At 67.9% G+C, this 26477-nt stretch carries 20 protein-coding genes; 13 read left to right on the top strand and 7 right to left on the bottom strand.

What is annotated here, in order from left to right; all coding sequences use genetic code 11:
* Positions 1-654: 654 nt before the first annotated feature.
* Positions 655-2133 (top strand): undecaprenyl-phosphate glucose phosphotransferase, encoded by a 1479-nt coding sequence (locus FZ033_RS16150; RefSeq protein ID WP_188079529.1) that lies wholly within the window; start codon positions 655-657, stop codon positions 2131-2133.
* Between the two features lie 476 nt (positions 2134-2609).
* Here FZ033_RS16150 and FZ033_RS16145 read toward each other — a convergent pair whose 3' ends face one another.
* Positions 2610-3362, bottom strand: coding sequence for a competence/damage-inducible protein A (locus FZ033_RS16145; RefSeq protein WP_149577135.1), 753 nt, complete (start codon positions 3360-3362; stop codon positions 2610-2612).
* A 168-nt stretch (positions 3363-3530) separates the two neighbouring features.
* On the opposite strand from FZ033_RS16145, the gene FZ033_RS16140 reads away from it, so the two are divergent.
* The 8 genes from FZ033_RS16140 (at position 3531) to FZ033_RS16105 (ending at position 11798) form a co-directional block, all read left to right on the top strand.
* The gene (locus FZ033_RS16140) at positions 3531-4946 is read left to right on the top strand and encodes a circularly permuted type 2 ATP-grasp protein (RefSeq protein WP_149577134.1); all 1416 of its coding nucleotides are present in this window, start codon (positions 3531-3533) and stop codon (positions 4944-4946) included.
* Positions 4947-5041: 95 nt separating this feature from the next.
* A complete protein-coding gene (locus tag FZ033_RS16135) occupies positions 5042-5992 on the top strand; it encodes an alpha-E domain-containing protein (RefSeq protein WP_149577133.1) in 951 nt (316 codons plus the stop codon).
* A 148-nt stretch (positions 5993-6140) separates the two neighbouring features.
* Positions 6141-7010, top strand: coding sequence for a transglutaminase-like domain-containing protein (locus FZ033_RS16130; protein ID WP_149577132.1), 870 nt, complete (start codon positions 6141-6143; stop codon positions 7008-7010).
* Positions 7011-7123: 113 nt separating this feature from the next.
* Entirely contained in the window at positions 7124-8002 is an 879-nt protein-coding gene (pstB, locus tag FZ033_RS16125; RefSeq protein ID WP_149577131.1) for a phosphate ABC transporter ATP-binding protein PstB, read from the top strand.
* 87 nt (positions 8003-8089) lie between these two features.
* Positions 8090-8533, top strand: coding sequence for an HIT domain-containing protein (locus FZ033_RS16120; RefSeq protein WP_149577130.1), 444 nt, complete (start codon positions 8090-8092; stop codon positions 8531-8533).
* Positions 8534-8542: 9 nt separating this feature from the next.
* Positions 8543-9556 (top strand): beta-ribofuranosylaminobenzene 5'-phosphate synthase family protein, encoded by a 1014-nt coding sequence (locus FZ033_RS16115; protein ID WP_232847516.1) that lies wholly within the window; start codon positions 8543-8545, stop codon positions 9554-9556.
* 228 nt (positions 9557-9784) lie between these two features.
* A complete protein-coding gene (locus FZ033_RS16110) occupies positions 9785-10921 on the top strand; it encodes an ATP-grasp domain-containing protein (RefSeq protein ID WP_149577129.1) in 1137 nt (378 codons plus the stop codon).
* Between the two features lie 34 nt (positions 10922-10955).
* Positions 10956-11798: a triphosphoribosyl-dephospho-CoA synthase gene (locus FZ033_RS16105; protein WP_210247912.1), complete on the top strand. Its 843-nt coding sequence runs from the start codon at positions 10956-10958 to the stop codon at positions 11796-11798.
* A 90-nt stretch (positions 11799-11888) separates the two neighbouring features.
* On the opposite strand, the gene FZ033_RS16100 is transcribed toward FZ033_RS16105, so the two are convergent.
* A complete protein-coding gene (locus tag FZ033_RS16100; RefSeq protein WP_149577128.1) occupies positions 11889-15347 on the bottom strand; it encodes an autotransporter outer membrane beta-barrel domain-containing protein in 3459 nt (1152 codons plus the stop codon).
* 95 nt (positions 15348-15442) lie between these two features.
* Positions 15443-16150 (bottom strand): HisA/HisF-related TIM barrel protein, encoded by a 708-nt coding sequence (locus tag FZ033_RS16095; RefSeq protein ID WP_149577127.1) that lies wholly within the window; start codon positions 16148-16150, stop codon positions 15443-15445.
* Between the two features lie 38 nt (positions 16151-16188).
* On the opposite strand from FZ033_RS16095, the gene FZ033_RS16090 reads away from it, so the two are divergent.
* The 4 genes from FZ033_RS16090 (at position 16189) to FZ033_RS16075 (ending at position 20647) form a co-directional block, all read left to right on the top strand.
* Positions 16189-17154 carry an ATP-grasp domain-containing protein gene (locus FZ033_RS16090; protein ID WP_149577126.1) on the top strand — a complete coding sequence of 322 codons (966 nt, stop codon included), beginning with the start codon at positions 16189-16191 and terminating at the stop codon, positions 17152-17154.
* Between the two features lie 70 nt (positions 17155-17224).
* Positions 17225-17662 carry a dihydroneopterin aldolase gene (folB, locus tag FZ033_RS16085; RefSeq protein ID WP_232847515.1) on the top strand — a complete coding sequence of 146 codons (438 nt, stop codon included), beginning with the start codon at positions 17225-17227 and terminating at the stop codon, positions 17660-17662.
* Between the two features lie 111 nt (positions 17663-17773).
* Positions 17774-18763: a class 1 fructose-bisphosphatase gene (locus FZ033_RS16080; protein ID WP_149577125.1), complete on the top strand. Its 990-nt coding sequence runs from the start codon at positions 17774-17776 to the stop codon at positions 18761-18763.
* A 276-nt stretch (positions 18764-19039) separates the two neighbouring features.
* The gene (locus FZ033_RS16075; RefSeq protein ID WP_149577124.1) at positions 19040-20647 is read left to right on the top strand and encodes an acyl-CoA synthetase; all 1608 of its coding nucleotides are present in this window, start codon (positions 19040-19042) and stop codon (positions 20645-20647) included.
* 8 nt (positions 20648-20655) lie between these two features.
* Here FZ033_RS16075 and FZ033_RS16070 read toward each other — a convergent pair whose 3' ends face one another.
* From FZ033_RS16070 to phaC, 4 genes are all read right to left on the bottom strand, one after another.
* Entirely contained in the window at positions 20656-21270 is a 615-nt protein-coding gene (locus FZ033_RS16070) for a GNAT family N-acetyltransferase (protein WP_232847514.1), read from the bottom strand.
* 174 nt (positions 21271-21444) lie between these two features.
* Entirely contained in the window at positions 21445-22710 is a 1266-nt protein-coding gene (locus FZ033_RS16065) for a M16 family metallopeptidase (RefSeq protein WP_149577122.1), read from the bottom strand.
* Positions 22707-24119 carry a threonine synthase gene (gene thrC / locus FZ033_RS16060; protein WP_149577121.1) on the bottom strand — a complete coding sequence of 471 codons (1413 nt, stop codon included), beginning with the start codon at positions 24117-24119 and terminating at the stop codon, positions 22707-22709. The genes FZ033_RS16065 and thrC overlap by 4 nt, the downstream gene beginning before the upstream one ends.
* 222 nt (positions 24120-24341) lie before the next feature.
* Positions 24342-26300, bottom strand: coding sequence for a class I poly(R)-hydroxyalkanoic acid synthase (phaC, locus tag FZ033_RS16055; RefSeq protein ID WP_232847513.1), 1959 nt, complete (start codon positions 26298-26300; stop codon positions 24342-24344).
* Between the last annotated feature and the right edge of the window lie 177 nt (positions 26301-26477).

Raw genomic sequence — 26477 nt, 5'->3', positions numbered from 1 at the left:
AGGGGCATGGCCAGGCCCGAGCCTCGTCTGCGGATCAAGGCCGGCCTCTCCTCCACACACCCGGGAACGCTCCGACGGCTTCCGGCCGCCGGAGCCGGTCCTGGCGCATCGAAAGTTGTGGCAATTTTATACCGCCGCCAGGTGGCGACTCTCGGCCAGCATGCGTGACAAGCAGGCCATCCGCCCGCTTTGCCGGCTACCGTACCGTGCTGCAGCATGCCCAAACCGCGCAAGCGGGTAAATAGTACCGCACCGCACATATTCCCTGGCGTTTTGTCGCAGATAGAAGGTGCTGCGATATGCAGCAGGTAAATTTTGTCGCAATGCAGCATTGCCCACCCCTTGTGCACCACCCTTTGATACCGCGATTTGATCAAGGATAAGTGCGTTGCAATATGCGAAATGAGGTCGATGACATGAATGCTTAATTCAATTGTTCTTGACCTACTCTTCGCTAATCCGAACACGGCAATCGGAACTCCAACGTTATGTTTTGATATAACACGCCAAACAATGGCAATCTGACACATTTATTACATACGAAAGCGATAGCTATGCATTTTTATACTAGCTTGCATCGCAGCATTCGGAGTGCTATTGTCACCATATCATTTGATGTTCGGTGCGACTCCAATCCGAGGGATCAAAGGCCAGATGTCGATATCCACGGACAATATGCGGGTCGAGCGCGTCGGCGAGGTGCAGGGGCCGGTCCAGCGGGCTGTGATCGACTACGCCTCCATGCCACCCCTCTTCATCTTGTGCGATGCGGTGCTCATGCTCGCCCTGAGCATGCTGGTAGACCTCATCTCCACGAGCCAGACCTCGACAGGCACCTTGTCGAGCTTCGATTTCACGCGCCCGCTGGGGATCGGCATCCTCTCGGCGGTGACGTTCGTGCTCATCACCACGTCGCGGGGGCTCTACAAGCCCTGGCAGATGGTGCGGGCAACGGAGCAGGTCCGGGCGGCGTTCGTGAACTGGACCTTCACCATCCTGTTCGTGGCCACGGTGATCTTCTGCCTCAAGGTGGGCGACGACACCTCGCGCCTCTCCACCGGCATCTTCGCCGCGCTCGGCTTCGTAGCGGTGCCGGCCTCCCATTGGGCCATGGGTGCGTGGCTGCGCCGCGCGGTCGAGACCGGCGCCGTGCGCGGCCGGCCTTCGATCCTCATCGGCGACGTGTCGCAGCTCGACCAGGTGGTCCCTACCGAAATCCTCGAGCGTCTCGGCCTGCGGGAAATGCGCCGCTTCAGCTTCGCCGGCGTTCCGGCCGGCGCAGCCTCCGGCTCCCTGAGCGCGGATGAACTCGATACGCTCAAGAGCGCCATCCAGTTCGCGCGCCAGCAGCGGATCGAGGAAATCGTCATCGCCATGCCCTGGAGCAGCCTGGAGCGCCTCGACGCGGTGCGGGCGCGGCTGCGGGCGCTCCCGGTGCCGGTGAAGCTCCTGCCCGACGAGGCGGTCCACGAGTTGCTCGACGCGCCGCGGGTGGATTTCGGCTCCTCGGTGGCCATCGAGGTGCAGCGCGCGCCCCTCTCGCGGATCGAGCTGGCGCAGAAGCGGGTGCTCGACATCGCGGTGTCCGGCGTGGCCATGACGCTGCTCCTGCCGCTGTTCGCTATCATCGCCATCTGCATCAAGTCGGACAGCAAGGGGCCGGTGATCTTCCGCCAGCGCCGCAACGGCTTCGGCGGGCGCGAGTTCACCATCTACAAGTTCCGCTCCATGTCGGTGATGGAGGACGGCGCGAAGGTGACGCAGGCCCAGCGCAACGACAAGCGCGTGACCCGGGTCGGCCGCTTCCTGCGCGCCACCAGCCTCGACGAGCTGCCGCAGGTGCTGAACGTGCTGTTCGGGCACATGTCCATCGTCGGCCCGCGGCCCCACGCCATGGCCCACGACGACGAGTATTCCAAGCTGATCGCCGGCTACGCCTTCCGCCACCATGTGAAGCCCGGCATTACCGGCTGGGCCCAGGCCAACGGCCTGCGCGGCGAGACTTCCGAGATCTCGCTCATGGAGCGCCGGATCGAGATGGACCTCTGGTACGTGAACAACTGGTCCATCTGGCTCGATATCAAGATCATCCTGAAGACCTTCATCGAGGTCTTCCGCAACGATGCCTACTGAGACGATCCGTACTCAGACCGTTCAATGACCAAAGAGCCGGGGGACCGCCCCCGGCTCTTCTGATTCCAGCCTTCGACTTCTGGCGCCGGCCTCCGGCCCCGTGCACGGCAACGATCCGACCGGCGTGCCCGCAGACACTCGCCCCTCCCATGTGATCTTCGCATCGTGTTGCCGGGGCTTCCGGGGCGGCCTGAGGCCGGTCGCGCGCGGCGCTGGCACCAAAGTCGATCCAGCACGGTCCAAGGCGCCTGCAGTCGATCACCGACGCAACGCGTCTTGTGGCGCCTGGCGCCGCTCAAGGCTGCGTCATCCAAACCATCGGCAGTTCGAATGCCTGGCGCAGCGGTCTGGGATTGCCTCAGCCGTGAACCCGGCAGACCGCTCGGTCGGGCCGCCGCCGGTCCGTCGGGTGACCGTGGCCGGCCTCGGCTTGACGCCCCAGGCCCGGCGCCGCGCCCAATGTGGCGCCGCTCAGGTCAGCCGCGCGCTGCCTCGTCCACCATCCGGGCCACGGCATCCCCCGCCGCCGCGAGCAGATCGGCGTCGCGGGCGCGAACCACCAGATTGGTCTTGAAACGGCCGTCCGCCTCATCGCGGAAGGGATAGGAGCCGATGACCGCTGCAGGAAACCGCTCGGCGATGGCACGCAGGGGCGCCGCGATGTCGCCTTCCTTGGCCTCGGCAAGGATGGTGCGGGACAGCATGGGCCGGCCCTTCTCCAGCTCAGGCAGCACGGCTTCCAGCATGGCCTGCATGATGCGCGGCACGCCGGCCATGACGATGACGTTGCCAATGCGGAATCCCGGCGCCTTGGACACCTCGTTCACCACCAGGCTCGCGCCATCGGGGATGCGCGCCATGCGCAGGCGCGCCTCGTTGAGGTCCTTCTCGGCGATATATTCCAGCAGCATGGCGCGGGCGCGGGGGTCCACGTCGATGGCGACGCCGAAGGCCTTGGCCACCGAATCGGCGGTGATGTCGTCATGGGTCGGCCCGATGCCGCCGGTGGTGAAGACGTAGGTGAAGCGCTGCCGTAGCGCGTTGATGGCCGCGACGATGTCCTCCTCCACGTCGGCCACGATGCGCACCTCGCGCAGGTCGATGCCCACGTCGGTCAAGCGTTCGGCGATGTGGCCGATGTTCTTGTCCTTGGTCCGTCCCGAGAGGACCTCGTCGCCAATGACCACCAGAGCCGCCGTGACCGATTGCGCGCCGTCTGCCTCGCCCATGTGGAAAACCTCTGCCGCTGCCGGCAGCAGAGCCGGCGTATTTGCCCAAATAATGACCAACCAAAAAGCGTAAGCGTCGCTCTTCGCGAGCCTTCCCCCTTTAGCACTTCTTTGGCACGATGTTTGTACGCTCGAAGTCAGCTTCCAGGGCGCGGAGTGACGGTTCCAATGCCGCATGCGTTTGATGAAATGTCCAGTGCCGACGGCTCGGTCAGGCCGGCCTACGAGACCCTGCAACGCTGGCTCGCCAGCGTTCCCCAGGATGTGCTGGACCACCGCCGCAAGGAGGCGGAGTTCATCTTCCGCCGAATCGGCATCACCTTCGCCGTCTACGGCGAGCAGAATTCCCAGGAGCGCCTGATCCCGTTCGACATGGTCCCGCGCATCATCACCAAGGATGAATGGGCCACCCTGTCCAAGGGCCTGGAACAGCGCGTCAAGGCGCTGAACATGTACATCCGCGACGTCTACACCAAGCGCGAGGTGCTCAAGGCCGGCGTGGTGCCGGAGAACCTTGTCTACCAGAACCCGGCATTCCGCCCGGAGATGAACGGCCAGCGCGTACCGCACGACCTCTACGTGCACATCGCCGGCATCGACATCGTGCGCACCGACCCCGACACCTTCTACGTGCTCGAGGACAATGCCCGCACCCCCTCCGGCGTCTCCTACATGCTGGAGAACCGGGAGATCATGCTCCGCCTGTTCCCGGAACTGTTCTCCATGCACAAGGTGGCGCCGGTCGACAAATACGGCGACGACCTGCTGGCGACACTGCGCTCGCTGGCGCCCCATGGCGGGCACGAGCCGAACGTGGCCATCCTCACCCCCGGCATCTACAACTCGGCCTATTACGAGCACTCGTTCCTGGCCGACAAGCTGGGCGTGGACCTGGTGGAAGGGCGCGACCTGTTCGTGAAGGACGACGTGGTCTACATGCGCACCACCGAGGGACCCAAGCGCGTAGACGTGATCTACCGCCGCCTCGACGACGATTTCCTCGACCCCCTGATGTTCCGGCGCGACAGCCAGCTCGGCGTGCCCGGCCTCATGAGCGCCTACCACGCGGGCAACGTCACCCTCACCAATGCGGTGGGAACGGGCGTCGCCGACGACAAGGCGGTCTATTCCTACATGCCGGACATCATCCGCTTTTACCTCGGCGAGGAACCGCTCCTGCCGAACGTGCCCACCTGGCGCTGCCGCGAGCCCGATCACCTCAAGTACGTGCTGGAGCACCTGCCCGAGCTGGTGGTGAAGGAAGTGCACGGCTCCGGCGGTTACGGCATGCTGGTGGGTCCGGCCTCCGACAAGGCGCAGATCGAGAGCTTCCGCGCCAAGCTGGTGGCGGATCCCGCCAACTTCATCGCCCAGCCGACGCTTGCCTTGTCCACCTGCCCGACCATGGTGGAGAAGGGCGTCGCCCCGCGCCACGTGGACCTGCGGCCCTTCATCCTCTCCGGCTCGGACAAGGTGCGCATCGTGCCCGGCGGCCTCACCCGCGTCGCCATGAAGGAGGGTTCACTGGTGGTGAATTCCAGCCAGGGCGGCGGAACCAAGGACACCTGGGTTCTCGACGCCTGAGCACTTCAGGCCGCGGCACGCCGCGGCCTTCGCCTTCCGGACGCCTGAGCGCGGGTCCCCGCGCCTCGATTTGCCTCCTTCCCAACGGGCTCCCCATGCTTTCGCGCACCGCCGACAACCTCTACTGGCTGACCCGCTACGTGGAACGCGCCGATTGCCTCGCGCGCATCCTCGACGTCTCCCAGCGCCTCTCCTACACGCCCGTCACCTACGGCGGCTCCACCAACGAATGGGCCTCGGCGGTGCTCACCGCCGGCTGCGAGGACGACTTCGTCGCCCGCTACGGCCCGCTGGAGGAGGCCAAGGAAGAGGACGTGGTCTCCTTCCTCGCCTTCTCGCCGGAGAACTCCTCCTCCATCCGAAACTGCTTCGAGGTGGCGCGCACCAATGCGCGCTCGGTGCGCACCGCGCTCACCTCGGAAATGTGGGACGTGATCAACTCGGCCTGGATCGAGCTGCAGAGCTTCCCCAACCGGGCGCTCACCCGTGACGAGCTCTCGCGCTTCCTGGCCTTCGTGAAGGAGACCTCGCTGCGCTTCGACGGCGCCACCTTCCGCACCATGCTGCGCAACGACGCCTATTGGTTCGCAAGGTCCGGCGCCCAGCTGGAGCGCGCCGACAACACCGCACGCATCCTCGACGTGAAATATCATGTGCTGCTGCCCGAGAAGGAGCACGTGGGCGGGCCGCTGGACTATTTCCAGTGGGCCTCCATCCTGCGCTCGGTGTCCGCGCTCACCGCCTTCCACTGGGTCTATCGCGACAGCGTGAAGCCGTGGCTGGTGGCGGACCTCCTGATCCTGAACCGGCAGATGCCGCGCTCGCTCGCCGCCTGCTACGAGCAGTTGGCGCGCAACCTCGACGACATCGCCAGCGCCTATGGCCGCCAGGGTCCATCCCAGCGCCTCGCCCGCTCCATGCAGGCGCGGCTCACCAACCGAACCATCGACGACATCTTCCAGCACGGCCTGCACGAGTTCATTTCCGAGTTCATCTCGGACAACAACAAGCTCGGCGCCGAGATCACCGAGCAATATCTGACCTGAAACCCATCTAAGCTCTTCAGGGGCCGCCGCGTGCGACCCCTGAAGAGATTGCCGATCGGGGTTCACTCCCACCCGATCGGTCGATCCGTCTCCCGGAAAGCGTCACGCGTAGGTCCGCCTGCGCCAAGGAACGCCCCAAGGACCGCCAATGCGCATCCGCATCCGCCACGAGATCACCCAGCGTTTCGAGCCCGGCAGCCGCAACATGGCGGTCACCGTGCGCCTCACGCCCCGGTCCCACGAAGGCCAGTTTATCCTGCGGTGGACGCTGGACCTTAACTCCGACTGCCGGCTCGCCGCGCAGGAGGATGCCTTCGGCAACCTCTGCCATACCTTCTCGGTGGATGGACCCACCGACCACCTGAGCGTGGTCGCGGAAGGCGAGGTGGAGACCCAGGACACCACCGGCGTCATCCATGGCACGGTGGAGCGCTTCCCGCCGTCCCTGTTCCTGCGCCAGACCGACCTCACCGAGGCGACACCGGCGGTGGTCGCCTTCGCCGAGAGCGTGAGGCTGACCGAGGACGACCCCCTGGGCCAGCTCCATGCCCTCATGGTGGCCCTGCACGAAAAGGTGGAGGAGCAGGACGGTCCGGCATTGAGCGGCCCCCTGAGCGCCGCTGCGGCGCTTCAGGCCGGCAAGGCCTGCTCCGGTGGCATCGCCCACCTGTTCACCGCCGCGGCGCGGCATCTGGGCCTGCCCGCGCGGCACATCTCCGGCTATCTCGCTCCGGAAGACCCGGAAGAGGGCGCGGAAGAGGACAAAAGCGCGAGCGTGGGTATGGGCGCTGCGCGGCACTGGGCCGAGGCCTATACCCCCAAGATCGGCTGGATCTCCTTCGACGCCGGCCGGAACCTGTGCGGCACGGAGCATTATGTGCGCCTCGCCGTGGCCCTCGATGCCATGGGCGTGGCACCGCTGCGCAGCACCGGCCTCGAGGTCGAGGAAGAAGTGAGCGCCCTCGACAGCCGGGCTCCCCAGAAGCTGGCGCAGGCGCAGAGCCAGGTTCAAAGCTAGGCCGGAACCAGTGCGCGGGACCGAAATCCCCGCGCCTGTGACTTCGCGCAACGACGCCATCGGTGCGCGCGCGTAGAGTGCGACATGGACGGATCCTGAGGGGATGCATCGCCATGTCGATCCACACGCCGACCGATCAGCCGCCCGACCTGTCACCGCGTGCCGGAGCGCACGCCGCTGCGGAGGCGGCGTTGCCGGTGCCCCGCTCCCTGACTGCGCGCGATCCGGCGGGTTCGCCGTCGGTCAAGCTTGAGGCCCGGCACATCACGTTTCGCTACGGCGAAATCGTCGCGCTGAGGGATGTCAGCCTGAGCCTCCAGGAGCATCGGGTGACGGCCCTCATCGGCCCCTCCGGATGCGGCAAGTCCACGCTGCTGCGCGTGTTCAACCGGATGTACGACCTCTATCCGGACCAGCATGTGTCGGGGGAAGTGCTGCTCGACGGGGAGAACATCCTCGCCCCGTCGGTGGACCCGGTGCCGCTCAGGGCCCGCATCGGCATGGTGTTCCAGAAGCCCACGCCCTTCCCCATGTCCATCTACGACAATGTGGCCATCGGCCTGCGCCTCAACGAGGACCTGACCCCCGCCGACTGCGAGGCACGGGTGGAGGACGCCCTGCGCCAGGCCGCCTTGTGGGACGAGGTGAAGGACATTCTCCCCCAAAGCGGGCTGCGCCTTTCCGGCGGCCAGCAGCAGCGCCTGTGCATCGCCCGCACCATCGCGCCGCACCCGGAGGTGATCCTGTTCGACGAGCCGTGCTCGGCGCTCGACCCCATCACCACGGCCAAGATCGAGGAGACGATAGAGGAGTTGAAGGCCCGCTACACCATCGCCATCGTCACCCACAATCTGCAGCAGGCGGCGCGCGTCTCCGATGTCACCGGCTTCATGTATCTGGGCGAACTGGTGGAATTCCGCTCCACCGGCGACCTGTTCACCCGCCCAAGGGACAAGCGCACCCAGGACTACGTCACCGGCCGCTTCGGGTAAGGGGAGAAGGCCGGGCCGGCGGCACCACGCCCCCTTGACCCCCTGCCCCCACCCTGCAATCTCCTCCCCCAGATACGGAGGAAACCCATGACCGCAACGCCGGCCTACGACCCCAGCAACATCTTCGCCAGGATCCTTCGGGGCGAGCTGCCGGCGCACAAGGTTTATGAGGATGACAAGGCCCTCGCCTTCCTCGACATCATGCCCCGCTGCCCGGGCCACACCCTCGTCATTCCAAAGAACCCGGCGCGCAACATCCTCGACATCGACCCCGAGGACCTCGCCTATGTGGCAAAGATTGCCAAGAAGGTGGCCATCGCCGCCAAGGCCGTCTTCGCCGCGGATGGCGTCACCGTGCAGCAATTCAACGAGGAAGCCGGCGGACAGGTGGTGTTCCACCTCCATGTGCACGTCATCCCCCGCCATGCCGGACAAGCCATGAAGCCGCCGGCGAGCTTCATGGAGAAGCCGGAAGTGCTGGCCGAGCACGCCGCATGGCTGAAAGCCGCCCTGGCCGCCCTGGCCGGCTGAGCGCGGCGCGTGACGCTTTCCCCATTGGACTTGGCACGCGCGGCGGGGGTCACGGTCCGCGCCCCCGCGCGGCTTCATCTCGGCTTTCTCGATCTAGGCGGCGCGGTGGGACGGCGCTTCGGCAGCCTCGGCATCGCCATCGATCGGCCGGTGACGGAAGTCACGGTCACCCGCGCGGACGAGGATGCCGAAAGCGGGCCTGACGCCGCCCGCGCCGCCCGTGCCCGTGATGCGGTGCGCGCCGCTCTCGGCGTCACGCAGGCGCTCGGCGTGGCGGTGGATTCCGCCCTGCCTGCCCATAACGGCCTCGGCTCCGGCACCCAGCTGGCGCTGGCCGTGGGCGTGGCGGTCGCGCGCCTGTCCGGTCATGATCTGTCCGCCCGCGAAGTCGCGACACTGCTCGGGCGCGGCCGGCGTTCGGCTATCGGCATGGAGGCGTTCGAGGCCGGCGGGGTCATCCTCGACGGCGGCAAGGCCATGGCGCCTGCGGCGGACGCGGCCGTCACCGGGCCGGGCGCGCCCCCGCCCCTCCTCGCCCGCCTGCCCGTGCCCGAGGCTTGGCGCATCCTTCTCGTCTACGACCGGGCGCGGGAGGGCCTCTCGGGCGAGGCCGAAATGAAGGCCATGGCGACGCTGCCGCCGTTTCCGCCGGAGCGCGCCGCCCATTTCTGCCACCTGATGCTGCTGAAGGCCCTGCCCGCCCTCGCGGAGGGCGATGCGCTGGTGTTCGGCACGGTGATCGGTGAATGGCAGCGGGCGCTGGGGGACCATTATGCCGCAGCGCAAGGCGGCACCCGATTCCTCAGCGCCGACGTGGCCGCCGCCATCACGGCATTGGAGGAGGAAGGGGTGCCGGGCGTCGGCCAGAGCTCGTGGGGACCCACGGGTTTCGCCATCGTGGGCGACACGGCCGAGGCCGAGGCGCTGCTCGAGACCTTGCGCCGGCGCTTCGCATCGTCCACAAACCTCTTCTTTGATTGCGTGCGGGGCAACAATCGGGGCGCCGAACTCGTCGCCCTGTAGAGTTCTCTGCTGCGGGCCAAAAACGAAAAACACAAGGAGGACGGCGCGGCGCCTTGGAGCACCCGCCGATTGGCTTGCCCCGCAAGCGCATCGGATGGTGCACACTCTGCCGCACCGGCAGGGACGGACCGGCCGGTGCGGCGCGGGTCAGCCTGATCGGTTCCGGCTCAAGAGGGCAAAACGGACGCTCTGCGCCCGGCTGCGTCGCGGGAGAACAGGCTGGGAAACATGGATCTTGCCCTCATCGCCCTTTCCGCCCGGCCGCTGGCCGCCAGTGCAGCCCGGGCGGGCTTCGCCGCGCTTTCATTCGACCTGTTCGCCGACCTCGACACTTGCGCCCATTCGGCGCGCTGCGTGCGCGTGCACAAGAAGAACGGCTGCGCCTTCGACGGCGACGACCTGGTCCAGGCGCTGCATTCGCTGGCCCCGGCCGGCTTGCCCGTCGTGCTCGGCGGGGGGCTGGAGCATGATCCCGCCCTCATGGCGCGCATCGCCGAGCGCAACCCCATCCTCGGCAACGCCCCCCAGACGGTGCGGGTGCTGAAGGATCCCATCGCCCTCGCGGCGCTGTGCGCGCATCTGGGCATCCCCCATCCCCCGATCACGCTGGAGGCGCCCACCGCCGAGGCCTTCACCGGCGCCAGCGTGCTGGAAAAGAAGATCGGCGGGGCGGGCGGCGCCCATATCCGCCGCCGCGAGGCCGGCGACCTGTCCCCGCCCGCGCCCGGCTATTTCCTCCAGCGGGAGGTCGAGGGCCAGTCCCTGTCGGTGCTGCTGCTGGCCAACGGCAGTTCGGCGCGCCTCGTCGGCGCCTCCCGCCAGTGGCGGGCGGAGGATCCCGAGCACCCCTTCCGCTATGGTGGCGCCGCCGGCCCCATCGTGCTGCCGGAGGCGTTCGCCGCCCAGATGCAGCAGGGCGCCCTGAACGTGGCCCTGGCCTGCGGGCTGGTGGGCCTCGTCTCCGTGGACTTCATGGTGTCCGACGCGGGTTGGTTCCTGGTGGAGGTGAACCCGCGGCTCGGCGCCACCCTCGACATTTTCGACGTGGACCCGCTGCCGCCTCTGATGGGCCTGCATCTGGCGGCCTGCGGCGGCCGGCTTCCGGATGTCCTGCCCCTGCCGTCGGAAGCCCATGCCGCCGGCGTCATCTATGCCGACCGCGACATGGTGGTGCCGCAGGAGGCCTGGCCCGCGCATGTGGCGGACCGGCCGCCCGCGGGCGCCGCCGTGGCCAAGGGCGCGCCTCTGTGCACGGTGCGCGCCACCGGCCCTTCGGTGGAGATCGCCGAGGCGCGCCTTGTGGAACTGACCCGCGCCCTCAAGCGCGAACTCGGGCTCGAGCCCGAACCCACCGTGGCGCCGTGAGGGTTCGGCGCGCGCCGAAGACGGCTTGATCGCCATGGTGCCCCCCCTGTCGCCGACCGGGATCGCCCGCGCCTTCGAGGCCGCCTGCCGCGCCGAGCTTTCGGCGCTGAAGCCGGGCAATGTGCACATCTTTGCCGCCGGCCACGGCATGGAGGTGGCCCAGTTCGAGCACGCCGCCGCCGCCGCCGCGCCGGCCGTCGCCCGTGCCGGGCTCAAGGTGGGCGCACGCATAGAGGCGGCGGTTCAGGCTTCGCTCGCGGCGGCGGGCTGCAACACCGATCTCGGCATCATCCTGCTCTGCGTGCCGCTCGCCGCAGCGGCGGAGCAGGGTCAAGGCGATCTTCAGGCCCGGCTGAGCGCCGTGCTGGACACCCTCGACGTGGCGGATGCGCAGGCGGCCTTCCGGGCCATCGTCGCCGCCAATCCGGGCGGGCTGGGCGCCGTGCCGGATGCGGATGTGCGGGTGTCTGCGACCATCACGCTCAAGTCGGCCATGGCGATGGCGGCTGGGCGTGACAGCATTTCCCGGCAATATGTGACGGCTTTCGAGGACATCTTCAGCCTCGGCGTGCCGGCGCTCGGGGACCGCCCGCTGGCATGCGAGCGCGTGGAAGCAGCCTATCTCGCCTTCCTCGCCACCTTTCCCGACAGCCACCTCGTCCGCAAGTTCGGCATCGCCACGGCCGAGGTCGTGCAGGCGGAAGCGCAGGGGGTGCGGGCGCAGGTGGAGGGCCTCGACGGCGGGAGGCGGCACGACCTGCTGCTGGCCTTCGACAGCCGGTTGAAGGCGCGCGGCCTCAATCCCGGCACCACCGCCGACCTGACGGTGGCGAGCATCTTCGCGGCTTTGCTGGCCCGGCCGCAGGACGCGGACTGAACGGCTCCGCCGCCTGCGGGCAACCTGAACGAACGAGGCCAGCACGAACGCGGCCACGACGCCTCAAGACGGGCGCGCCGTGGCGCCGACTCAGAACTTCACCGCGAGCGCGGCCTTGCCGGCGTTGTAGCCGGCGCCGTCGCCGGCCATGCCGTCATAGGCGAGGGTCAGCGTCACCCCGGTGGCGAAGGCGAGGTCAATGCCGAGGCTCGCCACCAGGCTGTCCTCGGCGATGGGCAGGCCCTCGACCCCGAACAGCGTGCCGGTGTTCACGAAAGCCACGGCGGCCTCGGGCACCACGTCGCCGAACGCATGCCGCCAGCCGGCAGAGGCATGGGGCGTCACGGCGATGCTGTTGCCCGCCGCGAAGGTGGTGGCGAGGCGCAGGCCAAGCGTGGTGTAAGCGGTATCGAACGACGTGCCTTGCGAAGCAAGGCCCGCCACGGGTGCGTTGGTCTCGGCGAAGCTGCCGAGGTTCACGCTGGTCCAGCCGATGCCGGCGAAGGGCTCGAACGCCACGCCGCCCAGCGCGATCGTGTAGCCAGCTTCCGCAAACAGGTTGCCGGCGGTGCCGTCATAGCTCGCCTTGGGCGCCTCGCCGGTGAGGGCGACGAAGCGGCTGGTGTCGATGCTGCTCCAGCCATAGGACGCCCCGGCCCGCAGCTTGATGGCGTCGAAGCGCGCCCCGCCATAGGCCGCGATGCGCCAGGTCTCGGTATCGGCCGAGGCGAAGTCGGTGCTGGTTGAAGCGGAGGAATAGCCGGCGGCGAGGCCGAACACCATGTTGGCGAGGCTCACGTCGCCGCCGAGGAGCACGCCGCCCAGATTGGTGTCGGCGGCGGCGGCATTGCCGTTGGAATCAGTGGAGAGCCACTGGCCGTAGCCCTGGGCCCAGCCGGTCCACACCGGCGCGTCGGCCGGCGCCTTGATGGCCTTGAAAGCGTTGGCGGCGGAGGACGACGACTCGGCATAGGCCCGCGCCGGACCACCGGCCCCGAGCGCCGCGGCGCTGCCCCTGGCGCCGGCATAGTCCGCCTGCCGCAGCCGGCCGAGGATGAGGTCGTTGACCAGCATGTTCTCGGTGGCGATCTGTCCCGGCAGGGTCGCGTGGATGTCGCCGGAGAGCTGGGCGAGGGCCAGGGTGGGGTTGTCGCCGGCGACCTGGGTGGCGAAGTCGCCGTAGAGGGTGGAGGAGCGCGCCTTGTCGCTGCCGCCGATGCGCTCCAGCGCGCCCGCCACCGAGAGCTGGTTGCGGGTCAGCGCATAGCTGGCGAAGGCCACGCCGGTGCGCTCCAGCGCCAGCGTGACGCGGGTGTCGTCGTAGCTCAGCTCGGGCGTGACGAAGAGATAGTTGATGGGGTTCGCCACGGTGAGCCCGGCGAAGGTGCCCGACACCGCGGTGTCGGACGACACGATGGTGTAGATGCGGCTCCAGGCGAGGGCGCCGTACATTTCCACCTGCGCGCCTTCGGCGATGGTGGCGGTACCGCCCACGGTGATGAGGTCGGTCTTGCCGTTCGGCGCCACGTCCACGAGGTAGGTGCCGGCCAGCGTGGCGTTGCCGGTCACCGCGAGGGTGCCATAGGGCGCGACGCTGGTGCCGGGGGAGAGGAAGACCGTGCCGGAGGTCGCAAGGCTGCCGAGGGTGCCGTTGCCGGTGAGCACGCCGGCATGGGTGTCATTGCCCGACAGGATCAGGTTCGCCTTGGCAAGGGACGCGTTGTCGAGGGCGAGGACGGACTGGTCGAACACCAGGTCCCCGGCGAAGGTCGAGGTGCCGGTGAGGGTGGTCAGGGTCTGCGCCTGCGCGGTTACCCGCTCGAAATTGCGATAGGTGGCGGTGTTGCCCAGCAGGCCGGCGTCGAAGGTGACATTGTCGCCGAGCGCGCCGAGTTGGAGGGTGTCCGTGCCGCCCTCCGCGTCCACGATTCCGGTCACCTTGCTGCCGGTGTGATAGACGAACAGGTCGTTGCCGCCGCCCATCTCAACCGCATAGGTGGTGCCGGAGATGGTGCCGTAATTGACGATGGTGAGGCTTTTCGAGCCATCCACACCGGAATTCACATAGCGGATGCCGTAGCCGTCGAGGCCCTGGATGGTGCCGTAATTGGTGACTGTCATGGCGGCAAAAGCGTCGCCGCTATTGCTGTCGTCGGCGAGGATGCCGTTATTGGCGCCGGAGATCAGGGCCGAGGTGTGGGTTGCATCGCCGTTGACGATGGTGCCGCCGCCGATGGCGATGCCCTCGCTGGTGCTGGGCTTCTCCTCGCCCGGCTTGGTGCCCTTGGAGCCGAGGCCCTTGATGGTGCCGTAGTTGTAGACCGTTCCGGCCTGGTCGAAATCCACGCCATCGCCATCGCCGAAGCTCGCGGCGGGGTCAAAGGTGCCGGTGATGGTGCCGGTATTGGTGAGGGTGCCGGTGCCGTTGGAATTCACGCCCGAGCCGTTGCGGCCCTCGATGGTCCCCGAGTTTGTGACGATGAGCGTGTCGCTGGCGCCCGATCCCTTGATGCCGTGATAGGCGCCGGAGATCAGGCCACCCTCGTAATTGTTCACCGTGAGGGTGATGGCCTTGCCGATGTCGTCGCCGTCAACCTTGATGGCCGAATTGTTCTGCGTGTCCGCCGTCCCGGCCGCGTAAGAGGACGAGATCGTCCCGTAATTGTCGATGGTGACGCCGTTTGTGCCCTGGATGGCGTCGTTGTCGGCAGCGGTGATCAGGCCCGTCGCCCGGTTGGTGATGGTGATGGTGGCGTTGGTGGAATAGATGCCGCCAAGGTCGATGCCCTGGCCATCGACGGTCGACTTGATGGTGCCGGCATTGTCGATCTTGAGGATGGGCGCGGCGGTGCTGCCGACCGTCGAGCTGATCTTGATGGCGTCGTCCGTGCCCGCGACGATGCCGCCCTGCTTGTTGGTCAGAGTGAACGACTGGAGCGTGTCGAAATTGGCCGCCGTGTCGAACTTGATGGCACGCTTGCCACTCGACGTGGTGTCGATGGTGCCGGAATTGGTGATGTCGATGGTGCCGCCGCCGAGGCGGATCGCATCCGAGCCAGCGGACGTGATGGTGCCGGAATTGTCCACGGACACCTTGGCGGTGGTCGCCGTCGCCTTGTCGAAATCGAACGCCTGGCCGGTCTGGGAGCTGATGGTGCCGGAATTGGTGATGGTCACCGTTCCGTTGGCCAGCGCGCCGTTGATGCGGAAGGCGTCGTCCTTCGAGGTGACGGTGCCAGTGTTGGTCAGCGTGAAGGCGCCGGTGACGTTGCTCGCCGTATCGAGGGTGCGGTTGTTCGAGGTGATGGTGCCGTTGTTGGTGATGACCACGCCGGGTGTCGCCGTCGCCGCACCGCTCCACTGAATGGCCGAGGAGGCGCCGCCCGCAAGCGTCGCGCCCTGATCGATGGTGCCGGTGTCGCTGCCGGAAACGCTCTGCTGCCCGGCGGCGGGCGGCACGGTGAAGGAGGCCGCGAGCGCAGGCGCCGCCATGCCGGCCAGCAACAGGGAGAGGACGAGGCGGCTCGACGAGGCGTACAGCGCGGGCATGATGTTCCCCAAAGGTATCGAGAGGCTCCCTAGGAGCCTTCCGTTACAGTTGGATGACATCCGCAGGCGCTGTCGCGCTCAACCGGAGCCGCGTTTCAGGCCCACAGGCGGGCGGTGTCCGGCCCGATGCGGCCGTCGTGCAGGGCGCTCGCCACCAGCACGCCGGCGGTGCCCATGGCCGCCAGCCGGTCGAGGTCCTCGGGACCCCTGACGCCCCCGGCCGCATAGAGGGACGGGTGCCGGCCGATGCCGGCCGCGCGGGCGGCGGTCCGCTCCAGGGCGGCGAGGTCCGGCCCCTCCCCGCTGCCCACGCGTGCCAGCGTCATCACGATCACCCGCTCGGGCCACAGGGCCGCATCCTCGTGCACGGCGACAGGTCCACGCGGACCTGCGGCATCGTGGTCGAGGGAGAGAATGGCGTCCCCGGCGGCCAACACATTTCCTGCCGCTGCGACATCTGGAAGCGTTTCGGTGCCGATGACGCTGGTTCCGCGCCTCTGCGCCGCACGCGCGCGCACCTGATCCGCACGCGCCTCGCCGGCATCGACCCAGAGGTCGAGGTGGGGAAACGCCGCCCTCAGCCCATCAATGACTTCGCCATGGCCGCCTGTGCCTGCGATGGCATCGAGGTCCGCCACATAGAGCGTGCGGAACGACGCCAGCGCGAGGAGGCCGGCCACCACGTCGACCGGCGCGCTGGTCGCGGCAAGCGGGGTGTGGATGGGACGATATGCATCGCGTTCACCGCGCCGGGCGTGAACGACGCACCCTCCCTTCAGGTCAACGACAGGGATAAGCTGCATCTTGAGAATGAACCTGTTTGCCCCCCGAAAGGTGCCCCATGCGCGTTTTCATCTGCGAGTACGTGACATCCGGAGGATTGCGCGACAAGCCCTTGCCCGAATCTGCCCTTGCGGAAGCACGCCTGGTTCGCGACGCTCTGGTCATGGATCTCGAGGAGCTGCCGGGAATCAGCGCGGTCCTCGCCTATGACGACCGCCTGCCCCGGCCGAAGCATGACGCCGTGCCGGTGCGCAAGGGCGAGGACCCCTGGATCACCTGGTCCGGCCTCGCGCAGGAATGCGACGTGGTGTGGCCCATCGCGCCCGAGGCCGGCGGCCAGCACAGCCGCATGGTGCGCCTGATGCGGGAGGCGAACGCCCGAATCATCGCCTCCGCCTCCGATACGGTCACGCTGCTCAACAGCCGCCTGAAGACGGCCAAGCGGCTTGCCGAGCATGGCATTCCCCATGTGCCGACCTATCCCATCGATGCCCTGCCGCGCGGCCTCGACGGCGATCTGGTGACCCGGCCCGACGACGGATCGGGCTGGGCGAGCGCCCGCGCCTGGCCCAACCGCGCCGCCCTGCCACGCGGCGCCGGCCTGGTGGTACAACCCTACGTGCACGGCACGTTCGCCAGCCTCGGCGTCCTGGCCCGCGAGGACGGCGTGACCCTGCTCGCCGTCCACCGGCTGAACATTTCCCATCTCGTCGGCGTGTTCGGCTTCGAGGGGGTGACGGTGGGCGCCATCCCCGACGAGGACGGCAGCCTCGCAGCCTTGGCGCGCGACGTGGTGGCGGCGTTTCCCGGCCTATCCGGACTGCTGGGTATCGATGTGATCCTGACGCCGCAGGGCGCGGTGGTCACCGAGGTCCACCCGCGCGTCACTCCGGCCTATGCGGGGCTGCATGCCTCGCTCGGCGTCAATCCGCTCGCTTTCGTGCCGGAGCTGATCCGCGAGGGCAAGCCGCCGGCGGTGCCCCATCTGCCGCGGCCGACGCCCGTAGAGGTGAAGCTCCGTTGAAAGGCGGGGCCGAAACCAATAGGAAGGCACATCGTTCAAGGCTGGCGACCTGCCGGCGCGTGAGACCCATATGACGTCCGACGACACCCCTTCCCTCGCCGAAGCGCAGGTTGACACCGAAGCCGTGGCGCGCACCCGTCCGCACAACACGGACCGGCTGTTCCTGCGCGCCCTGCCCTTCTATGCCCGGCACGGCGTCTTCGAGGCCGAGCGCGAGCTGGGCCAGCGCTTCGTGGTGGACGTGGACTGCTGGCTCGACACCCGCCCCGCCGCCTGGGCCGACGATGCCGCCCTCACCGTCTCCTACCAGCAGGTCTACGAGCACGTGGCGGCGGTGGTGACCGACGATCCGGTCCGCCTCATCGAGACCCTGGCCGAGCGCATCGCCACGCGGATCCTCGACCATTTCGAGACCGTGGAGCAGGTGCGGGTGGTGGTGCACAAGCCCGGCGCGCCGGTGACCGGCGTGTTCGGCGACGTGGGCATCGAGATCATCCGCGCCCGCTAGATTCATCTCCCTCGCGAGGGGCGGAACGACGCGCCCCGCTTTCCCGCTCCGCTGCATTGCGTCATAAAGCAGCCGGCGGGGGCGTCCGCCGGACCAGTATGGGAGTGCGCGGTGAGCGAGTTGGTGACCTTAAAGACCTACCTCGGGACCTGGGCCGGCGCCGACGCGGGCCGCACGGCGGTCGCGCAGGCTGTGACCGCCATCGCCGAGGCCGGCGTCGGCATCGCCGATCTCGTCGCCCGCGGGCCGCTGGAAGAGGGCCTCGCCTCCATTCGCGGCGTCGACCCCAACGCCGGCGGCGACGCCCAGAAGGAACTGGACGTGGTGGCCGAGGAGCGCATCAAGGCCGCCCTCCTGCCGACCCCCACCGCCTTCCTCGCCTCAGAGGAGAGCGAGGAGCTGATCCCGCTGAACCCGGAAGGCCGCCTCGTGATCGCGGTGGACCCGCTGGACGGTTCCTCCAACATCGACACCAACGTGTCGGTGGGCACCATCTATTCCATCCTGCCCTATGACGCCGCCGTGCACACCGATCCGGTGTCGGCGGTGATGCGGCCGGGCGTCAACCAGGTGGCCTCGGGCTTCCTGGCCTATGGCCCCGCCACCATCCTCGTCGCCACCTTCGGCGAAGGCACGCAGGTGTTCGTGCATGACCGGCAGACCGGCGAGTTCGTGCTGGCCCGCACCAATGTGGAAATCCCGGCCGAGACCAAGGAATACGGCGTCAACCAGTCCAACGTGCGCCACTGGGCGGAGCCCATGAGCGCCTACATCGCCGACTGCCTCGCCGGCAAGGACGGCCCCCGCGCCAAGGATTTCAACATGCGCTGGGTGGGCTCCATGGTGGCCGACGCCTTCCGCATCTTCACCCGCGGCGGCGTCTATGTGTATCCCGGCGACAAGCGCAAGGGCTACGAGAACGGCCGCCTCCGGCTGATCTACGAAGCCAACCCCGTCGCCTTCCTCACCGAGCAGGCCAAGGGCGCCGCCACCGACGGCAAGACCCGCATCCTCGACATCGAGCCCCACCACATCCACCAGCGCATCCCGCTGGTGTTCGGCTCCAAGGCCGAGGTGGAGAAGATCGCGTCGTATTATTGAGAGCCCGTTTGAAAACGTGCCCGGATGGGCGCTCGTAGCCCTTCCGGCTCTTCAGCACCGTCATGGCCGGGCTTGTCCCGTCCATGACGGTGTCATCTTGGCAAAGCCCTTTCAGTAAAATCGCAAGACGGCACCCGCACGAAGCCGGCGGTGCCGGTTCGGCAGCCCCCGCCTCTTGACCTGCCCCGGAAAAAAACGTTCGATCGTTTCCTGGCGACCGCCCCCGCGCGGCGCATGAAGCCGCCCCTTCAGAGAGCGGCGACGAGGGAGACGAGAATGCTGGTGCCGGCGGCCGATTATCAGGGCCTCATCCGCGCCTTTTCCTGGCAGATTCCCGAGCGCTTCAACATGGGCGTGGCCTGCGCCGATGCCCATGCCGACGGCTCGGGCAAGCCGGCCCTCATCTTCATCGAGGAGAGCGGCGCTGTCCGCACTTACAGCTTCGACGAACTCAAAGCCCTCACCAACCGCTTCGCCAACGCCCTGGTGGCGCGGGGCCTGACGCGCGGCGACCGGGTGGCGGTGTTCCTGCCGCAGGCGCCGGAAACCGCCATCGCCCATATGGCCGCCTTCAAGGCGGGTATGATCTCGGTGCCGCTCTTCACCCTGTTCGGTGACGAGGCGTTGGAGTTCCGCCTCGCCGCCTCGGGCGCCCGCGTGCTGGTGACCGACCTCGGCGGCCTTGCCAAGCTTGATCGGGTGCGCGACCACCTGCCGGACCTCGAGCATGTCTTTATCATCGGTGCCGACACCGGCGGCGCGGCCTCGTTCGACGCGGCGCTGGCCGAGGCGTCCGACCGCTTCACCCCGGTGGATACGGGGCCGGACGATCCCGGCATCATCATCTTCACCTCGGGCACCACCGGAAACCCGAAGGGCGCGCTGCACGGGCACCGGGTGCTGCTCGGGCACCTGCCGTGCATCCAGTTCGTCCACCAATACATGCCCCAGCCCGGCGACCTGCACTGGACCCCAGCCGATTGGGCGTGGATCGGCGGGCTGTTCGACGTGCTCTTCCCCTCGCTTTATCTGGGCGTGCCCGTGCTCGCCCACCGGGCGAAGAAATTCGATCCGGACGCGGCCATGGACCTCATGGCACGGCATCAGGTACGCAACGTGTTCCTGCCGCCCACCGCCCTCAAGCTGCTGCGACAGGCGGATGTGCGGCACGAGGGCCTGAAGCTGCGCTCGCTCCTCACTGGCGGCGAGACGCTGGGCGCGGGGCTCGGCGCCTTCGTCGAGGAGCGGCTCGGGGTGGAGGCGCGGGAGATCTACGGCCAGACCGAGTGCAATCTCGTTGTGGGCTCCAATTCCAGCTTCTTCCCCATCCGCCCTGGCGCCATGGGCAAGGCCATCCCCGGCCATGACGTGCGCATCGTGGACGATGAAGGCCACGAACTGCCCACCGGCGAAGAAGGCCATATCGGCATCCGCCGGGGCGATCCGGTGATGATGCTGGAATATTGGAAGAACCCGGAGGCGACGGCGCAGAAATATGCCGGCGACTTCCTTCTCACCGGCGACATGGGCCGGCAGGATGAGGACGGCTACCTCTGGTATGTGGGCCGCAGCGACGATGTCATCACCTCGGCCGGCTACCGGATCGGCCCGGGGGAGATCGAGGACTGCATCCTCAAGCATCCGGCGGTGGCACTGGTGGCGGTGGTGGGCGTGCCCGACCCGCTGCGCACCGAGGCGGTGAAGGCGTGGGTGGTGCTCAAGGCTGGCACCGCCCCTTCGGACGCGCTGGCGAAGGAGATCCAGGACTTCGTGAAGACGCGCCTGTCCGCCCACGAATATCCCCGCCACGTGGCCTTCGCCGACACCCTGCCCATGACCGCCACCGGCAAGATCCTGCGGCGCGAGTTGCGGGCGCGGGGGTAGAGGCGCCCCTACTGCGCGGCCGGTGGCACCTGCTCGAGCGCGGCGCGGCGCGCGCTCTCGCGCAGCGGCTGGTCGTGGCGCAGGCGGCCGAACAGGATGTGGTCCTCCCACGTTCCGTTGATACACAGATATTCCCGCGAATAGCCCTCCCGCACAAAGCCGCAGCTTTCCAGCAGGCGGATGGACGGCTGGTTGGAGGGCATGCACGCCGCCTCGATGCGGCGCAGGTGCAGCATGTCGTAGGCCACGGGCAGAAGCGCTGTCACCGCCGCCTGCATGTAGCCCTGGCCGGCAAAAGGCGCCCCCATCCAGTAGCCGAGGCTCGCCGCCTGGCACACGCCCCGGCGCACGTTCGAGAGGGTGAGGCCGCCGAGCAGCGCGTGATCCGAGTGGCGGAAGATGAAGAGCGGATAGGCCTCGTCGGCGACCATGTCCCGCGTGTAGCGCCGCAGGCGGCGGCGGAAGGCCCCGCGCGTCAGATCATCCGCCGGCCACAACGGCTCCCACGGAGTGAGGAAGGAGCGGCTTTCCTCCCGCAGATCCCGCCACAGCCCAAAATCCTTCATCTGGGGCAGGCGCAGATAGACGCCGTTGCCCTCGATGACGGGGAGCGGCTCGATCATTAGGACGGAACTCAGCGGCCACATGGTACGCCCCGAAGGAAATCCGTATCGACCCAGGGAGCGTTCCACCCGGGCCGGGGCAGGTCAGGCGGGCACTCCCAGGACATGAACACGTGCCGACCGGCACGCGATGCGATCCGACCGACGGATCGCGCCAACTCACCAACGCTTACTCTAGTGAACCTTCAAACGCTCCACCGCCCGTGCGGCAGGCTCAAGGCCGCCGCCCGGACCGATGGCGGTCAGCGTCGGCCGTCCGCGGCCGATGAGGCCCTGCGCCGCCCGGCGCACCCCAGCCACGTCCACCGCATCCACCCGCGCCACGATCTCCTCCACCGGAATCACCCGGCCGAAGCCGAGGATCTGCCGGGCGAGCTGGTCCGCCCGCGCGCCGGAACTCTCCAGCGCGGCGAGCAGCCCCACCTTCATCTGCGCCTTGGCTCGGGCCACCTCCAGCTCGGTCACAGTTTCCGCCGTGTCGAGGATCTGGTCGATGACCGCGTTGGACAGTTCCTCAACGTCGCCGGTGTCGGTGCCGGCATAGACGCCGAACAAGCCGGTATCCTGATAGCTCCAATGGAAGGCATAGATGGAGTAGCAGAGGCCCCGATCCTCGCGCACATCCTGGAACAGGCGCGAGGACATGCCGCCGCCGAGCACGTTCGCGAGCACCTGCACCGCGTGATATTCGGGGTCCTTGTAGGAGCAGCCTTCGAGCCCCAGCAGCACGTGCACCTGCTCCAGGTCCCGGGCCAGCAGGCGGGTGCCGCCGCCATAGGTGGCTTGCGGCAGCTCCGGCTTGGTGGCGGGCGCGATGATCTTCAGCCGCTGCGCCGCCTCCTCCACCAGCCGGTCGTGCTCCACCGCGCCGGCGGCGGCCACCACCATGCGGGGGCCGCGATAGGTGCGCCCGAGATAGGCGCCGAGCTGGTCGCGGCTGAAGGCCCGCACCGTGTCCGGCGTACCGAGGATGGAGCGGCCAACACTCTGGCCCGGAAAGGCCTGCTCCTGGAACAGGTCGAACACCAGGTCGTCGGGCGTGTCCATGACCGCGCCGATCTCCTGAACGATCACGTTCTTCTCCCGCTCCAACTCGTCGGGGGCGAAGGCCGGCTCGGTGAGGATGTCGGCGAGGATGTCGATGCCGAGGCCCACGTCCTCCCCCAGCACGCGGACATTGTAGGTGGTCTGCTCCACGGAGGTTGCGGCATTGATGTCGCCGCCCACCTGCTCGATCTCCTCGGCGATGCGGCGGGCGGAGCGCCGGCGCGTGCCCTTGAAGGCCATGTGCTCCAGGAGGTGGGAGATGCCGTGCTCGTCCTCCTGCTCGTCCCGCGCCCCCGCGCCCACCCAGATGCCGAGGGAAGCGGTGCCGAGGTGGCTCATTTCGTCGGTGATGACGGTGACGCCGTTGTCGAGAACCGAAATCTTCACGCTCATGCCGCCGCGCCCCGCGCAATGCGCGCACGGGCGCGGATGAAGGTCTCGATGGCGGCAAGGTCGTTGGGCAGCACGCTGACACTCTCCCGGCGGGTCAAGAGGTCCGCCATGTGGGGCGGCAGGGCAGGTCGATGGCCGGTGGCGGCTTCCACCGCATCGGGGAACTTGGCGGGATGGGCGGTGGAGAGCACCACCTGCGGCACCTTGGCCGCGTGCTCCACCTTGTCCGCCACGGCAAGGCCCACCGCCGTGTGCGGATCGCAGAGATAGCCGGTGGACTGGTAGAGCTTGGCGATGGTGGCGGCGGTCTCCGGCTCGTCGGCGCGGCCGGCGGAGAAGTCGGCGCAGATGGCGGCCAACGCGCCGCGCGGCACGCTGAAGGAGCCAGACTGGGCCAGCGAATCCATGAGCTGGCGCAGCGCCGCGCTGTCACGGTCCAGGGCCTCGAACAGCAGGCGCTCGAAATTGGAGGAGATCTGGATGTCCATGGACGGCGAGGTGGAGGGCAGCACCCCCTTCACCTCATAGCGGCCGCTGTCCAGGGTGCGCACCAGAATGTCGTTGACGTTGGTGGCGATGGTGAGGTCGCGAATGGGCAGGCCCATCTTCTTCGCCACCCAGCCGGCGAGGATGTCGCCGAAATTGCCGGTGGGCACCACGAAGGAGACTTCGCGATGGGGCGCGCCCAGGGCGGTGGCGGCATAGAAATAATAGACCACCTGGGCCACGATCCGCGCCCAGTTGATGGAATTCACACCCGCCAGCGCCAGGGAGTCGCGGAAGGCGTGGTGGTTGAACATGGCTTTGACCAGGTTCTGGCAGTCGTCAAACGTGCCTTCCACCGCGATGGCATGGACGCTCGGCGAGTTGACCGTGGTCATCTGCCGCCGCTGCACCTCGGACACCCGGCCGTGGGGATAGAGGATGAAGACATCCACCGCATCCGAGCGCCGGAACGCCTCGATGGCCGCGCTGCCGGTGTCGCCGGAGGTAGCGCCGACGATGGTGGCCCGGCTGCCGCGCGAGGCCAGCACATGGTCCATCAGCCGGGCGAGCAGTTGCATCGCCACGTCCTTGAAGGCCAACGTGGGGCCATGGAACAGCTCGAGGATGAAGCGGTTGGCGCCGATCTGGGTCAGCGGGGCCACGGCCGGATGACGGAAGCCCGCATAGGCGTCGTCGATCATCAAGTCGAGGGCGCGCTGCGGCAGCGCGTCGGCCACGAACGGGCCGATCACCGCCTTGGCGACGGCAGCGTATGGTTTTCCCGCCAGCGCGGCGATCTCGTCCCGGGAAAGGGTCGGCCAGGCCTCGGGCAGATAGAGGCCGCCGTCGCGCGCAAGCCCCGCGAGCAGCGCGTCGGAGAAGGAGAGAACGGGAGCTTCACCACGGGTGGAAACGTAACGCACGGGGCCTCGACCTGATCTTCGGCCGCATGTCGGGCCACCCGATAAACTAACCGCAAGCGGCGTTGCGCGAAAGGCGGTTGGTAAAGGTTGAGGCATGCACCGGGCGGGCCGCGCACAGAGAGGCGCGGATCCAGCCTCCGCCCTCGCTCAAAAAAGCTTCGGCAAAAAAGCTTCAGCGTGGATGGTACGGGCCTGCCCGCACCATCCACGCGAAACGCTGCCTCAGCTGCGCGCCCGCACGTAGCGGCCCGGCGCGTCCTCGATGGGGGTGAGCCGGTCGCCGCCGATGGCGCGGGCGGGGACCTCGCCGGGATGCTGGGCATCGAACCACGAGATCCAGTCCGGCCACCACGAGCCCGCGGTCTCCCGCGCGCCTTCCAGCCACAGGTCGAAGCTGGGCCCGATGGGACCGTCCGCCCAGTACTGGTACTTGTTCCTGACCGGCGGGTTCACCACGCCGGCGATGTGGCCGGAGCCGGCGAGCACGTAGCGCACCGGGCCGGACAGCAGGTTGGCACCGATATAGACCGAGTTCGGCGGCGCGATGTGGTCTTCCTTGGTGGCGAGCGAGTAGACCGGCACGGTGATCTTGTGCACGTCGATGCGAATGCCGCCGAGCTCGGCGAGCCCGCGGGCGATGTTGTTGGTGAGGTAGCAGTTGCGCAGGTAGAAGGAGTGGTTCGCCGCCGGCATGCGGGTGGAATCGGCGTTCCAGAACAGCAGGTCGAACGGGAACGGCGCCTTGCCCTTCATGTAGTTGTTCACCACATAGGGCCAGATCAGGTCGTTGGAGCGCAGCAGGTTGAAGGCGGACGCCATCTTGCTGCCCTCGAGATACCCCATGTCCTTCATCTTGCGCTCGATGGAGGCCAGCTGCTCCTCATCCACGAACACCTTGAGATCGCCCGCATGGGTGAAGTCGATCTGGGTGGTGAGGAAGGTGGCGGACGCGATGCGATCGTCCCCGGTGGAGGCCATGTAGGCGAGCGTGGTGGCGAGCAGGGTGCCGCCCACGCAATAGCCCATGGCGTGGGCCTGCCGCTCGCCGGTGGCGATGGCCACCTGGTCGAGGGCGGTCATGATGCCCTCGCGCATGTAATCGTCGAAGCCCTTGGCGGCCAGCCGGGCATCCGGATTGACCCAGGAGATGACGAAGACGCTGACTCCCTGGTCCACCAGCCACTTGATGAAGGACTTCTCGGCCGTCAGGTCCAGAATATAGAACTTGTTAATCCAGGGCGGCACGATGAGGAGTGGCGTCTTCTTCACGCTCGCGGTCGTGGCCTCGTACTGGATGAGCTGCATCAGCTCGTTCTCGAAGATCACCTTGCCCGGGGTGGTGGCGAGGTTGCGGCCCACCTCGAACGCGCTCGTGTCGGTCTGGCGGATCTTGAGCGTGCCCTTGCCCTCGATCAGGTCCGCGGTGAGGTTCCGCATGCCCTTGACGAGGTTCTCGCCGGACGAGCTCATGGTCTCGCGGATGAGCTCGGGATTGGTCATCACGAAGTTCGAGGGCGAGATGGCGTTGGAAACCTGGCGCACCAGGAATTCGGCCTTGTGCTTCAGGTGCGGGTCGAGGCCCTCGGCCTCCTCCACCATGTCCTCCGCCCATTTGGCGGTGACGAGATAGGCCTGCTTGAGCGCGTCGAAGATGGGGCTGTCGTTCCACCCCTGGTCCTTGAAGCGGGCGTCCCTGGCGTCGGGCTTGGTGACGGGCGCTACCTCCTCCCCCGCAAGGCGCTTCATGGTGTTGGCCCAGACCGAGAGATAGCCGGCCATCAGGCGCGACTGCGCCTCCACCGTGCGCTGGGGATCGGCCATCCAGTATTCGGCCACATGGCTCACGGTCTTGAGAGCGTCGGCGATGTCCTCGGCCATGTCGTCGGTCTTGCCCGGATGGCGCGGGGTCAGGTAGGCCGCCATGGCCTTACCGCCCTCCTCCATCATCTGGGCGAGGTTGCGGGCGAGGACCTCCACGTCCATGCCGCTGCGCGCGCCGTCGCCGCCAGCGGGTGCGGCAGCGGGCGACGGGGCGCGGGTCTTGGACCCGGCGGCGGACGCCCCCTCTGCGGACGCGCCCTTCGTCTCCAACGCCGTGCCGGCAGCCGGTTTCGGCGCCTCGGCCGGTGCCGGAGGCACCACGGTCAGGTGCGGAGCGGGCATCTCCACGGGCGGAGCCATGCCTTTGCCGTTCCCTGCCATGTTCGACGTTTCCTCTGCACGGGACATGGGTCATTCCCTCTTGGTGGGCCGTTACGGAAGGCTCGGTCCATCTTTATCGCTACGCGCCTGTCCTTCATACTCCGTCCAGATGACGGGATCGAGCCTCAGGCGAGCGCAGCCGACGCGCAACCACAG

The sequence above is a fragment of the Xanthobacter oligotrophicus genome (assembly GCF_008364685.1).
Classification (GTDB): Bacteria; Pseudomonadota; Alphaproteobacteria; order Rhizobiales; family Xanthobacteraceae; genus Xanthobacter; species Xanthobacter oligotrophicus.
The sequence above is the reverse complement of the archived record's forward strand: the minus strand, read 5'-3'. Positions and strand labels throughout refer to the sequence as shown.